We start from the raw sequence: 12,354 nt of genomic DNA on the forward strand, positions 1-12,354 counted from the left end.
GGATTTCAATGACGCAACAGAAAATCATACCGCCGCGGTCGCCGATCGTCTCCGGTCGGAGCCGCTCTGAGCGGGTCGATTCGGCTGAGGCGGGCCGTCTTCTGGAAACGGACGCGGGCGTCTTTTGGTGAGTGGAGACTTATAACACGCTGATAACGGTTCCTTGACCGGGCTTTAACGGTGCGGATACCGTGAAGCAAAATGTGAGTGCCTTCACAGTGCGTGACTGGAGAGATGCAAAATGATAAGAGAGAACTGGGGGACGAGAGTCGGGTTCATCCTGGCCGCCATCGGCTCGGCGGTCGGACTCGGCAACATCTGGCGCTTCCCCGGCGTCGCCTACGAGAGCGGCGGCGGCGCCTTCCTCGTGCCCTACCTCGTGGCGCTGCTGACGGCGGGGATCCCGCTGCTCATCATGGAGTTCACGATCGGGCGCCGCTTCAAGGGCTCGGCGCCGGTCGCGCTGCGCCGCTTGAACAAGAACGCCGAGGCCATCGGCTGGTGGCAGGTGGCGATCTCCATGGTCATCGCGGTCTACTACGCCGCGATCATCGCCTGGGCGGCCTGGTACGGGTACTTCTCGATCAGCCAGGAATGGGGCGGTGACCCGGCCACCTTCCTGATGGAGGACTTCCTGCAGAACGACGGGACGCTGGACACCTTCTCGAACTGGCTGCCCGGCATCGGCCTGGTCATGGTCGTCATCTGGCTGGTGACCCTGTTCATCATCGGCGCCGGCGTCCGCAAGGGCATCGAGACGGCCAGCAAGATCTTCATCCCGCTGCTGGTGGTCATGTTCGGCGTGCTCGTGGTCCAGGCCCTGACCCTGGACGGCGCGGCCGAGGGCCTGAACGCCTTCTTCACCCCCGACTGGGAGGCCGTGGCGGAACCGCGGGTCTGGCTCGCCGCCTACGGCCAGATCTTCTTCTCGCTGTCGATCGGCTTCGGCATCATGATCACCTACGCCTCCTACCTCAAGCGCAAGTCCGACATCACGACCTCGGCGTTCACCGTCGGGTTCGCGAACTCCTCGTTCGAGATCCTGGCCGGAATCGGCGTGTTCGCCGTGCTCGGATTCATGGCCCTCGAATCCGGTGTCCCGATCGCCGAGCAGTCGCTCACCGGCGTCGGACTGGCGTTCGTCGCCTTCCCCACCATCATCAACACACTGCCGTTCGCGCAGGGGCTGTTCGGCATCCTGTTCTTCGGCTCGCTCGTGCTGGCCGGATGGACCTCGCTGATCAGCATCGTCCAGGTGCCGGTCGCGGCCGTCGAGGACCGCTTCGGCGTCAGCCGCCTCAAGGCCACGCTGTTCGTCGGCGGCGGCATCGCCGTCGTCTCGACCCTCCTGCTGCCCACCACGAGCGGCCTGATGCGGCTGGACATGTCCGACTACTACATCAACCAGTACGGCATCGCCGTGGCCGCGCCGGTCAGCATCGTCGCCGTCGTCTGGCTGGCGTGGAAGTGGAAGGCGCTGCGCGAGAACGCCAACGCCACCTCCACGTTCAAGATCGGTCCGATCTGGCTGGTATGCCTCGGCGTCATCACGCCGGTCATGCTCACGGCCATCCTCATCTTCAACATCCGGGACCTGATGGCCGCCGACCCGAACAACCCCGACGATCCGCTCGGCGGTTACAACGCCAACCAGGCGTTCGGCTGGACCGTGGCGATCGGCGCCCTCGCCTTCGGCGTCATCATGGCCCTCATCCTGCGCCGCAAGGACGTGCCCGAGCTCGTCGACGAGGCGGACGTTCCGGGAGAGGCCACCCTGACCGGTGGGAAGGAGGAGACCCGATGAGCGCCACCGCCATCACGATGATGATCATCGCCATCGTCATCATTTTCGGAGGACTGATCGTCTCGGCGACCACGCTGATGACCCACCCCGAGCAGCCCGACGAGGACTGACCGGGCCGCGAGCGGCCGGACGGGCGACGGGTTCGTCGCTCGCGCGCCGCCTGCGGCGGCGCCGAAAAGCGGCCCGACGCCCGAGCCCCGACCGGCACGGTGCCGAGGCGCGAGCCGACGGCCTCGCCTGCGGAGACCGGCCCCGCCGCACCCGCGCCGCCCGATTCTCGGCCGCCTCACCGGCCGCATCCGTCACGGATGCGGCCGGATTTCTTTTTATTGACATGAATTGATGGAACTTGACCCTTGTGCTGCGTGTTCAAAAACTGTTAGCTTAGTTTTTAGTTAAGAAGGTGGTCAGTAAGATCCCGCAGATCACCGCCTCCAATACCCCCTGAGAGGAGCGACAGATGCGCCGAACCAAACGTCTCCTGGCGGTACTCAGCGTCTTCGCCGCAGCGATCCTGTCGGCGACGATGGCGAGCCCCGCCTGGGGCCACGGCTACGTCTCCGACATCCCCAGCCGGGGAGCGCACTGCAAGAGCGGCGCCGCCACCGACTGCGGCGCGATCCAGTGGGAGCCGCACAGCGTCGAGGGCCCCAAGGGCTTCCCCGCCGCCGGGCCCGCCGACGGATCGATCTGCTCCGGCGGCAACGGCCGGTTCTCCGAACTCGACGACCCGCGCGGCGGCAACTGGCCCAAGACGAACGTCTCGGCCGGCTCGCGCACGTTCACCTGGACGATCACCGCCGCGCACTCCACCGACAAATGGGAGTACTTCATCACCCGCGACGGCTGGGACCCGACCCAGCCGCTGACCCGCGCGGACCTGGAGCCCGCGCCCCTCTACACCGACTACGACAACGGGGCGCAGCCCGGCTGGTCGGTCACCCACAACGTCAACCTGCCGAGCAAGTCCGGCCACCACCTGATCCTGGCGGTCTGGACGATCGCCGACACCGCCAACGCCTTCTACTCGTGCGTCGACGTCCAGTACGGTGGCAGCGACGACGGCGGCGGAGACGACGATCCCCCGCCGACCGGCGACTGCACCGCCTCGGCCTGGGGCGCCGCCGCCGTCTACAACGGCGGCGACACGGTCACCCACGCCGGCGCCGAATGGCGCGCCAAGTGGTGGACGCAGGGCGAGGAGCCCGGCACCACCGGCGACTGGGGCGTCTGGGAACGCGTCAGAACCTGCTGATCCACGACCGAGGGGCGGTGTGTCCGGCGCCGCCCCTCGACATCGTTGACGGCACCCGCCCGAACCGCTACCATCGATCCGGTCCTTGTCGTCGACGTTGGGAACTCCCTTGAAGCTGTAGATCACAGACATCGCGCCACGCTCTCGGCGAGGCCGTCGAGCCGTCAACCGGCTCCGGCCCCCGCACGAGCGGGCGGTCTGCGATCTTCAGGGAGCCCGTCGGGCCTTTTGAAATCCAGCTGGAATCCCGCGTCCCGGTGCATCCGGTCATCGGCGCGATGTCTCGCATTCGATCCCGTCCACATCGAATCCGAGAGGAAGCCGCGCATGTCCAGCTTCATCACCGTCAACGATCTCAGCTTCTCCTGGCCCGACGGCGAACCCGTCTTCGACGGCCTCGACGCCGTCTTCTCCGACGGCCGCACCGCCCTGGTCGGCGACAACGGCACCGGCAAGTCCACACTGCTGCGCCTCATCGACGGGCGGCTTTCTCCCGACGCGGGCGGCGTCGCCGTCTCGGGACTCGTCGCCTACCTGCCGCAAGAGCTGCCGCTGCGCCTGGACGACACCGTCGCCGAGCTGCTCGGCATCGCCGCCAAGCAGCGCGCCCTGGAGGCCATCGAGTCCGGCGACGCCGACGAGGCCCACTTCGCCGCCATCGGCGACGACTGGGACTTCCAGGGCCGCGCCCGCGTCACGCTCGACGAGCTCGGGCTCGACCACATCGGACTCGAACGCACCGTGGCGACGCTCTCCGGCGGCGAGTCCATGCTCGTCGGCCTCGCGGGCAGGCTCCTGCTGCGGCCCGACGTGCTGCTGCTCGACGAGCCGTCGAACAACCTCGACGGCTCGGCCCGCGCCCGCCTCTACGAGGCGATCCGCCGCTTCCAGGGGACGCTGGTCGTGGTCAGCCACGACCGGGCGCTGCTGGAGCACGTCGACGCCGTCGCCGAGCTCTACCGCGGCGGCATCCGCGTCTTCGAAGGGAACTTCGACGACTACGAGCGCGCGATCGCGATCGAGCAGGAGGCCGCGCAGCGGGCCGTCCGCGACGCCAAGGCCGACCTGCACCGCCAGAAGCGCGAGCTGATAGAGGCGCAGACGAAACTGGCCCACCGCGAACGGTTCGGGCGCAAGAAATTCGCCAACAAGGCCGAACCGAAGATCGTCATGCAGGAGCGCAAGCGCCAGGCCCAGGTCTCCCGGGCGAAGCACCGCATCGAGAAGGAGGAGGACGTCGACGAGGCCAAGGGGCAGTTGGAAGCGGCCGAAGCCGAGGTCAGAGGCGGCGACGCCATCAACGTCGACCTGCCCGAGACCACCGTCAGCGTCCACCGTGAGATCGTCCTCCTCAAGGGCCTCAAGCAAGGCGACCTGTACGGCGACGGCCTCGGCCTCCACGTCCGCGGGCCCGAGCGGATCGGGCTGACCGGCGACAACGGCTCGGGCAAGACCACGCTGCTGCGCGCCGTCGCGGCGGCCGCCCGCGTCCCGCACGGCTTCCTGACCCAGCGCCTGGAGTTCCTCGACGACGAGGCGAGCGTCCTCGACAACGTCCGCTCCCGGGCGCCCGAGGCCGACCCGACGCTGCTGCGGACCCGCTTGGCGCGCTTCCTGCTGCGCGGCGAGACCGTCTTCCACCTGGTCGGCACGCTGTCGGGAGGCGAGCGGCTGCGCGTGGCGCTGGTGACCGTGCTCTCGGCCCGCCCCGCGCCGCACCTGCTGCTGCTCGACGAGCCGACGAACAACCTCGACATGACCTCGACCAGGCAGCTCCAGCAGGCCTTGACGGCCTACCGGGGGGCGCTGGTCGTCGTCAGCCACGACGAGGCCTTCCTCGACGGGCTCGCCCTCACCAGGGCCGTTCATCTGGAACGCGGGAAGGGAATCGTCTCGGACACGGGCCCCGAGATGCGGTGAGAGAGGCGCGGCCCGTCGGATACTGAGCATCCGACGCTCTGGAAGGGGCCGCAATGAGAACACTGCTCCGCAAGTCGCCCGCCGTCGCCGCGGCCGTCCTGCTCGGACTGGCGGCCGCGTGCGGCGGCGAGGTGGACGAGGAATCCGACGGCGAGCCCACCGGCGACGCCGTCGCCGAGACCAGGCGAGCCGCCTTGGAAGTCTTGGACGGATGGACGGACATCCACCCCGAGGGCACCGGGACCGTGGAGCTCGCCGCCGACGACGACGGCACGACCGTCACGCTCTCGGTCTCCGGCCTGGCCCCCGAGACCGAGTACCCGGCCCACGTCCACGACGGCGCCTGCGACGCCGACCCGCCCGGCGGGCGGCACTGGCTCGCCGACCCCGACGCGGAGGGCGGGGGAGAACCCAACCACATTCACACGTACGTCGTCACCGACGGCGAAGGCGCCGGCGAGATGACCCTGGATTCGGACCTCGTCGCCGACGACCGGGCCGTGAGCGTCGTGGTCCACGCCAGCGGCTCGAACGAGCAGCTCCAGCAGGCCGGCGCCGACCGCGTCCTCTGCGGCGACCTGGCCGCCGGGTAGCGATTCCGGCCCCCGGAAATCGCATGGCGCGTGCTGGGACGGCCGCGTATCCTTGACGATCGTCATGCCCAGCAGCACCTCGAAATCCCGTACCGGCCTGCGCGAGCGCGTCTTCGCGCTGCGCACGGCCGACCAGCGTGCGCTGCGCAGGCGCCTGCGCGAGGCCCGCGAGCTCGACGGCCCGGCCCGCAAGGCCGCGTTCGACGCCCTCGAAGCCGACATCGCGGCGAAGGAGGCCGCGCTCGCCGCGCGCGCGGCGAGCGTCCCGAAGATCGTCTACCCCGACGAGCTGCCCGTCTCGCAGCGCCGCGACGACATCGCCGAGGCCATCAGGGACAACCAGGTCGTCATCATCGCCGGGGAGACCGGCTCGGGCAAGACCACGCAGATCCCCAAGATCTGCCTCGAACTGGGCCGCGGAGTGCGCGGCATGATCGGGCACACCCAGCCCCGACGGATCGCCGCCCGCGCCGTCGCCGAGCGCATCGCCGAGGAGCTCGGCTCGCCGCTGGGCGAGGCCGTCGGCTGGAAGGTCCGCTTCACCGACCAGGTCTCGGACTCCAGCTTCGTCAAGCTCATGACCGACGGCATCCTGCTCACCGAGATCCAGCACGACCGGCTCCTGAGCGCCTACGACACGATCATCATCGACGAGGCCCACGAGCGCAGCCTCAACATCGACTTCATCCTCGGCTGCCTCAAGCAGATCCTCCCCAAGCGCCCCGACCTCAAGGTCATCGTCACCTCCGCGACCATCGACCCCGAGCGCTTCGCGCAGCACTTCGGCAAGCAGGGCGCCGGAGACGAAACAGGCAGGCAGGACTCCCGAGGCGAATCGAACCAGCAGCGCGCGTCCGAGCCCGTCCCCGCCCCGATCCTCGAGGTCTCCGGGCGCACCTACCCCGTCGAGATCCGCTACCGGCCCCTCGTCGACGAGGACGAGCAGCGCGATCAGATCGACGGCATCCTCGATGCGGTGAACGAGCTCGGCCGCGAAGGCGACGGCGACATCCTCGTCTTCCTCTCCGGCGAGCAGGAGATTCGCGACACCGCCGACGCCCTGGAGAAGGCGAAGCTGCGCCACACCGAGATCGTCCCGCTCTACGCCCGCCTCTCGGCCGCCGAGCAGCACCGCGTGTTCTCCTCCCACACCGGCAGGCGCATCGTCCTGGCCACCAACGTCGCCGAGACCTCCCTGACCGTCCCCGGCATCCGCTACGTCATCGACGCCGGGTACGCCCGCATCTCGCGCTATTCGGCCCGCACCAAGGTCCAGCGCCTCCCGATCGAGCGGATCAGCCAGGCCAGCGCCAACCAGCGGGCCGGGCGCTGCGGCCGCGTCGCCGAAGGCGTCTGCATCCGCCTCTACTCCGAAGAGGACTTCGACTCCAGGCCCGAGTTCACCGACGCGGAGATCCTGCGCACCAATCTCGCCAGCGTCATCCTCCTCATGACCTCCGCGAAGCTCGGCAAGGTCGAGGACTTCCCGTTCGTCGACGCCCCTGACGCGCGCAACATCAAGGACGGCGTCGACCTGCTGGTCGAGCTCGGCGCGCTCGAAGACGTCCGCAGCGGCGAGCGGCGGTTGACGAGGACCGGCCGGGAGCTGGCGCGACTGCCGATCGACCCGCGCCTGGCCCGCATGATCCTCCAGGCCAAGGAGGAGGGCTGCGTCCACGAGGTCGCCGTCATCGCCGCCGCGCTGTCCATCCAGGACCCGCGGGAACGCCCGGCCGACAAGAAGGCCCAGTCCGACCAGGCCCATGCCCGCTTCAACGACCCCGAGTCCGACTTCGCCGCCTACCTCAACCTCTGGAAGTACCTCGAAGACGAGCGGCGCGCCCGCTCCTCCAGCGCCTTCCGGCGGATGTGCAAACAGGAATACCTCCATTACCTGCGCATCCGCGAATGGCAGGACCTGGTCCGGCAGATCACCAGCGTCCTCAAAAGCCTCAAGATCTCCACCGCCCCGACTACACCCGCCCCGGACAACCGCCGCATCCACACCGCCCTCCTGGCCGGACTGCTCTCCCACATCGGCGTCAAAGAGGCCGACAAGCGCGAATACCTCGGCGGCCGGAACGCCAAGTTCGCGATCTTCCCCGGCTCGGGACTGTTCAAGAAGCAGCCGAGGTGGGTCGTCGCGGGCGAACTGGTCGAGACCTCCCGCCTGTGGGGCCGCATCTGCGCCAAGATCGAGCCCGAATGGGTCGAGCCGCTCGCCGAGCACCTCGTCAAGCGCACGTATTCCGAGCCGCACTGGTCCAAGAAGTCCGGCGCCGTCCTCGCCTTCGAGCGCGTCACCCTCTACGGCGTCCCGATCGTGCCCCGCCGCCAGGTCAACTTCGGACGGATCGACCGGGCCGCGAGCCGCGAGCTGTTCATCCGGCACGCGCTCGTCCAGGGCGAGTGGGAGACCCACCACCCCTTCTTCCAGCGCAACCGCGACAAGATCGCCGAAGTCGAGGACCTCGAGAACCGCGTGCGGCAGCGCGGCCTGCTCGCCGACGAGCAGACCCTGTTCGAGTTCTACGACGAGCGCCTGCCCGCGGACATCGTCTCCGGGCGCCACTTCGACTCGTGGTGGAAGAAGCAGAAGGACAAGCACCGGCTCGACTTCGACGAGGCCCTGCTGCTCGGCGACCGCGCCGAGGACGTCAGCGCCGAGGCCTACCCCGAGGTGTGGACCTCAGAAGGGGTCGACCTCGAACTCGACTACGAGTTCGAGCCGGGCTCGGCCAGCGACGGCGTCACCGTCGAGGTCCCGCTCGCCGCGCTCCAGCAGCTCAACGAGGACGCCTTCACCTGGCAGGTGCCCGGCCTGCGGGCCGAGTTCGCCGAGTCGCTCATCAAGAGCCTCCCCAAGAGCCTGCGCCGCAACTTCGTGCCGGCCCCCGACTTCGCCAGGGCCGCCGTCGCCCGCATGGCCCCCGACGACGGCCGCCCCATGACCGCTGCCCTGGCCGACACGCTCCGCACCATGACCGGCGTCAACGTCCCCGAGGACGCCTTCGACCTCACCAAGATCCCCGGCCATCTGCTCATGACGTTCCAGGTCAAGGACGAGGACGGCTCGCTCCTCGCCCAGGGCAAGGAGCTCGGCGCGCTCCAGCGGCAGCTGGCCCCCAAGACCCAGGAGGCGGCGGCCGAGGCCGCGCCGGAGCTCGAACGCACCGGACTGACCTCCTGGGACTTCGACGGTCTGCCGAAGATCCAGGAGACTCCGCGCAAGGGCTACGTCGCCAAGGCCTATCCGGCCCTGTTCGACGAGGGGAAGAGCGTCGGCGTCAAGGCCTTCGCCGACCAGGGCGCGCAGGCGGCGAACATGTGGGCCGGGACCAGGCGCCTGATCAAACTGAACGTCCCCGACCCGCACCTCAAGGAGGCGCTGACCCGCAATGAGCAGCTCGTCCTCGCCACCGGTCCCTACCAGAGCGTCGGTGCGCTCCTCGACGACTGCGTCCGCGTGGTGCTCGACAAGGTCCTCATCGAAGGCGGCGGCCCGGCGTGGGACCGCGACGGCTTCGAGGCGCTGCTGAAGCGCGCCCGGCCCGAGGTGGCCGGCGAGTCGGTCGCGGTGGCCCGCCGGGCCGCCGCGGCGCTGACCGAGGCCCGCGAGGCGTCCAGGCTGCTCGAGGGCAAGTTCGACTTCGCGATGCTCGCGGCCATGAGCGACATGCGCGCCCAGCTCGACGGGCTGGTCGGCGCCGACGGCTTCCTCGGCGCGACCGGCTGGTGGCGCCTGGACGACCTGACCCGCTACGTCAAGGGCATCGTCCACCGCGCCCGGCGCGTCAAGGACGACGTCGCGGGGGACAAGGCCAAGATGGACGTCGTGCAGGGCCTCCAGGCCGAGCGCGACGCGCTGGCGCGGGCCCGCCCGGCGGCCATGCGGACCGCCGAAGGGCAGGAGCTGCGCTGGATGATCGAGGAGCTGCGCGTCAGCTTCTTCGCCCAGCCGCTCGGCACCCGCTACCAGGTCAGCGAGAAGCGCGTCCGCAAGCTCCTCCAGTCGCTGTGACGCCGCTCAGCGGAGCGTGGGCCTTCGCGGAGTCGATGACGAACTCGGCGTCGCCGTGCTCGAACAGGTGTGGCCTGAACAAATCGTTCGCACCTGTCGGACCCGGGGTGCATGATCAAACTGAACTCGTTTCGGCGCCACGCCGCCACACGTCAATTAAATGACGTCACTTACTTGTCTTAATGACATCATTATGGTGTGATGATGACTACAGCACTTGAACCAGTTTCACTGAACCGACACAGCGGACGCATCCAGCAAGGAGGACGACGTGTCGCATGACAACGCCATCGAAACCGAGGGGCTGACGAAGAACTTCGGCGCCCTGGTCGCCGTCGACCGAGTCGACCTCAGCGCCCGGGCCGGCACGGTGCTCGGCGTCCTCGGCCCCAACGGGGCGGGGAAGACCACGATCGTGCGCATGCTCGCCACCCTCTCCGAACCCACCGCCGGAACCGCCCGCGTCGGCGGCTACGACATCGTGCGCGACGCCCCGCACGTCCGCAGCCTCATCGGCCTGACCGGCCAGTTCGCCGGCGTCGACGAACTGCTCACCGGCGAGGAGAACCTGCGTTTCATCGGGCGCCTGCTCGGCATGCCCACGCGGGACGCCAAGGCGCGCGCCCGCGAACTGCTCGCCCAGTTCAACCTCTCCGACGCCGCCGACAAGGCCGCCAAGGCCTACTCGGGCGGCATGCGCCGCCGCCTCGACCTGGCCGCGAGCCTCGTCGGACGGCCCCGCATCCTCTTCCTCGACGAACCCACCACCGGGCTCGACCCGCGGGCGCGCGGCGAGCTGTGGGGCCTCGTCCGCAGCCTCGTCGCCGACGGCACCACCGTCCTCTTGACCACCCAGTACCTGGAGGAGGCCGACCAGCTGGCCGACGACATCGCGGTCATCGACCACGGCACCGTCATCGCCACCGGCACTCCCACCCAGCTCAAGGCCAAGATCGGCGGGCAGACCCTGCGCATCCAGCCCGAGGACCCCGCCCAGCTCGAAGCCGTCGGCGGCCTCGTCACCGAGCGCTTCCCCGAGCTCGAACCGCTGGTCGAGGCCGGCGTGGTCACCCTCGGGGTCAACGACGACGCGATCATGCCCGTGCTCGCCGCGGACCTGCGCGAACGGGGCATCGTCCTCACCGAGTTCCACCTCGGGCTCTCGAGCCTCGACGAGGTGTTCCTGACACTGACCGGCCACCGGGCCGAATCCGACGAAGAGAACGAGACCGAAAGCGAGACAGGACAATGACGGCTGCGACTCTCGACATCCCGGCCGACGTCGCCGGGCGACCGGGCCTGGGCGCGACCATAGGCCAGACCCTCTCGATGGCCTGGCGGCAGATGGTCCGCATCAAGCACAACCCGTTCGAGCTCGTGGACCTGTCGCTGAGCCCGGTCATGTTCCTGCTGCTGTTCGTCTACGTCTTCGGCGGGCAGATGGCCGGGTCCACCACCGACTACCTCCAGTACGTCCTCGGTGGCCTCATCGCGCAGAACGCGATCTTCCTGACCATGTACACCGGCACCGGCATCAACGCCGACCTGCGCAAGGGCGTCTACGACCGCTTCCGCTCGCTGCCGATCGCGCGCTCGGCGCCGCTGGCGGGGAAGATCTTCGCCGACCTGTTCAAGCAGGTGTGGTCGGTGGCGGTCATGCTGATCCTCGGCATCATCATGGGCTTCGAGCTGCGCAGCGTGAGCGGGGCGCTGCTGGCGACGGTGGTGATCGTGGTGTTCGCGCTCGCGATCTCCTGGGTCTCGGTCCTGATGGGCGTGCTGGCCGACTCGGAGGAGAAGGTCCAGATCTACTCCTTCGTGGTCATCATGCCGCTGACGTTCACCTCCAGCGCCTTCGTGGACACCTCCACGATGCCGGGCGTGCTGAGCACCTGGGCGAACGTCAATCCGGTGACGCACCTGGCCGACGCCATGCGCGGCCTGCTCTCCAGCGGCCCGATCGCCGAACCGCTGATGTGGACGGCCGTCTGGGCAGTGGTGATATTCGCCGTCACGGCCCCGCTCGCCATGCGCGCCTACAAGAAGAAGATGGTCTGACCCGTGAGGGCGACACGCCGACGTTAATGTTTGGCGTTAATAACGCGACGCGTTAACATCGGGTGTGCTGAGATCATTTGACGACAAAGAAGCCCAGCGGATCTGGGAGAGGAAGCGGTCGAAGAGATTCGACGGAGCCACGCAGCGAGCGGTGAGGAAGAAGCTCTCGATCCTTCACGCAGCTGAATCGCTCGAAGACCTGCGGGTGCCGCCAGGCAACCGCCTTGAGAAGTTGCGGGGTGATCGAGAGGGCCAGCACAGCATTCGCGTCAACTAGCAATGGCGAGTGTGCTTCCGCTGGACGGATGCGGGACCGGAGGGTGTGGAGATCGTTGACTATCACTGAAATGGACCAGAGGCGAACCGGCGAGGAGGAGAGCGTGATGGCCGAGGAACTGCTACCCCCGATCCACCCGGGAGAGATCCTGCTCGAGGAGTTTTTGGAGCCCCTCGGCATCTCGCAGTACAAGCTCGCGCACGCCATCGGAGTGCCGGTGCCCCGCATCAACGCGATCGTGCGCGGAAAGCGATCGATCACCGCCGACACCGCGCTCCGGCTGGCACGGTATTTCGGCACGTCCGACCGGTTCTGGCTCAACCTCCAAGACCACTACGATCTCGAGATCGAGCGAGACCGGCTGGCGGCGGATCTGCGCCGGATCGAGCCGTTCGCCGCTGCGTAGAGCGCGGCCGAAGCATCCCT

At 68.6% G+C, this 12,354-nt stretch carries 9 protein-coding genes and 1 pseudogene; all 10 read left to right on the forward strand.

Going from position 1 to position 12,354, the window contains the following annotated elements; all coding sequences use genetic code 11:
- Positions 1 to 241: 241 nt before the first annotated feature.
- A complete protein-coding gene (locus tag YWW_RS0105195) occupies positions 242 to 1,804 on the forward strand; it encodes a sodium-dependent transporter (RefSeq protein ID WP_035699504.1) in 1,563 nt (520 codons plus the stop codon).
- A complete protein-coding gene (locus tag YWW_RS34815; RefSeq protein ID WP_081687208.1) occupies positions 1,801 to 1,914 on the forward strand; it encodes a methionine/alanine import family NSS transporter small subunit in 114 nt (37 codons plus the stop codon). Before YWW_RS0105195 ends, YWW_RS34815 begins: the two co-directional genes overlap by 4 nt.
- A 350-nt stretch (positions 1,915 to 2,264) precedes the next feature.
- On the forward strand, positions 2,265 to 3,059 hold the full coding sequence (locus YWW_RS0105205; protein WP_026929280.1) for a lytic polysaccharide monooxygenase: 795 nt from the start codon (positions 2,265 to 2,267) through the stop codon (positions 3,057 to 3,059).
- A 327-nt stretch (positions 3,060 to 3,386) separates the two neighbouring features.
- Positions 3,387 to 4,979 (forward strand): ABC-F family ATP-binding cassette domain-containing protein, encoded by a 1,593-nt coding sequence (locus YWW_RS0105210; RefSeq protein ID WP_026929281.1) that lies wholly within the window; start codon positions 3,387 to 3,389, stop codon positions 4,977 to 4,979.
- A 53-nt stretch (positions 4,980 to 5,032) separates the two neighbouring features.
- Entirely contained in the window at positions 5,033 to 5,572 is a 540-nt protein-coding gene (locus tag YWW_RS0105215) for a hypothetical protein (RefSeq protein ID WP_026929282.1), read from the forward strand.
- Between the two features lie 64 nt (positions 5,573 to 5,636).
- Positions 5,637 to 9,593 carry an ATP-dependent RNA helicase HrpA gene (hrpA, locus tag YWW_RS0105220; protein ID WP_026929283.1) on the forward strand — a complete coding sequence of 1,319 codons (3,957 nt, stop codon included), beginning with the start codon at positions 5,637 to 5,639 and terminating at the stop codon, positions 9,591 to 9,593.
- A gap of 271 nt (positions 9,594 to 9,864) precedes the next feature.
- Positions 9,865 to 10,845, forward strand: coding sequence for a daunorubicin resistance protein DrrA family ABC transporter ATP-binding protein (locus YWW_RS0105225; RefSeq protein WP_026929284.1), 981 nt, complete (start codon positions 9,865 to 9,867; stop codon positions 10,843 to 10,845).
- Complete coding sequence (locus YWW_RS0105230; RefSeq protein ID WP_026929285.1) at positions 10,842 to 11,651, forward strand: ABC transporter permease; 810 nt, start codon at positions 10,842 to 10,844, stop codon at positions 11,649 to 11,651. Before YWW_RS0105225 ends, YWW_RS0105230 begins: the two co-directional genes overlap by 4 nt.
- A 64-nt stretch (positions 11,652 to 11,715) precedes the next feature.
- A pseudogene (locus YWW_RS34820) lies at positions 11,716 to 11,997 on the forward strand (type II toxin-antitoxin system RelE/ParE family toxin).
- A gap of 37 nt (positions 11,998 to 12,034) precedes the next feature.
- Entirely contained in the window at positions 12,035 to 12,334 is a 300-nt protein-coding gene (locus YWW_RS0105235) for a HigA family addiction module antitoxin (RefSeq protein ID WP_026929286.1), read from the forward strand.
- The last annotated feature ends 20 nt before the right edge of the window (positions 12,335 to 12,354 follow it).

Origin of the sequence: Glycomyces tenuis DSM 44171 (genome assembly GCF_000427885.1) — a bacterium.
GTDB lineage: Bacteria > Actinomycetota > Actinomycetes > Mycobacteriales > Micromonosporaceae > Glycomyces > Glycomyces tenuis.

Bases quoted from the DNA above. Each gene is read 5' to 3' on its own strand.
- YWW_RS0105195 (WP_035699504.1), top strand. From the start codon at position 242: ATGATAAGAGAGAACTGGGGGACGAGAGTCGGGTTCATCCTGGCCGCC.
- YWW_RS34815 (WP_081687208.1), top strand. From the start codon at position 1,801: ATGAGCGCCACCGCCATCACGATGATGATCATCGCCATCGTCATCATT.
- YWW_RS0105205 (WP_026929280.1), top strand. From the start codon at position 2,265: ATGCGCCGAACCAAACGTCTCCTGGCGGTACTCAGCGTCTTCGCCGCA.
- YWW_RS0105210 (WP_026929281.1), top strand. From the start codon at position 3,387: ATGTCCAGCTTCATCACCGTCAACGATCTCAGCTTCTCCTGGCCCGAC.
- YWW_RS0105215 (WP_026929282.1), top strand. From the start codon at position 5,033: ATGAGAACACTGCTCCGCAAGTCGCCCGCCGTCGCCGCGGCCGTCCTG.
- hrpA (WP_026929283.1), top strand. From the start codon at position 5,637: ATGCCCAGCAGCACCTCGAAATCCCGTACCGGCCTGCGCGAGCGCGTC.
- YWW_RS0105230 (WP_026929285.1), top strand. From the start codon at position 10,842: ATGACGGCTGCGACTCTCGACATCCCGGCCGACGTCGCCGGGCGACCG.
- YWW_RS0105235 (WP_026929286.1), top strand. From the start codon at position 12,035: ATGGCCGAGGAACTGCTACCCCCGATCCACCCGGGAGAGATCCTGCTC.